Source organism: Pantoea sp. GbtcB22, assembly GCF_019091025.1.
GTDB classification, from domain to species: domain Bacteria; phylum Pseudomonadota; class Gammaproteobacteria; order Enterobacterales; family Enterobacteriaceae; genus Pantoea; species Pantoea leporis.
Genome location: NZ_JAGXKB010000055.1, coordinates 1 through 322, shown reverse-complemented (window position 1 = coordinate 322; position 322 = coordinate 1). Strand labels below are relative to the sequence as shown.

Genomic DNA, 322 nt, shown 5'->3' with positions numbered 1-322 from the left:
GCAGAATGCGTTCACCGGCTTCCACCAGGGTGCCGTTCAGCGAGCTGCTATCCGGACCTTTGGAGGCGTAGCTGTGCAGCTGTTTCACCGCGTTATACAGCTCTGGAGAGAGTTCCACGCCGGTGGCGCCGCCGCCGACAATGGCGATGTTGACTTTTTCCAGGCTGCCTTCGCTGGCCGAGAAACGCAGGAGCAGGTTGAGCATTTCGTTGTGGAAACGACGCGCCTGATGCGGGTTGTCGAGAAAGATCCAGAGATCTTTTACGCCCGGCGTGCCGAAGTCAATTGAGGTGCTGCCCAGCGCGATGACCAGGCGATCGTA

At 59.3% G+C, this 322-nt stretch carries 1 protein-coding gene; it reads right to left on the bottom strand.

What is annotated here, in order from left to right:
* A partial coding sequence (locus KVT28_RS24755) for an FAD-dependent oxidoreductase (protein ID WP_217550783.1) occupies positions 1-322 on the bottom strand: 322 nt, incomplete at both ends.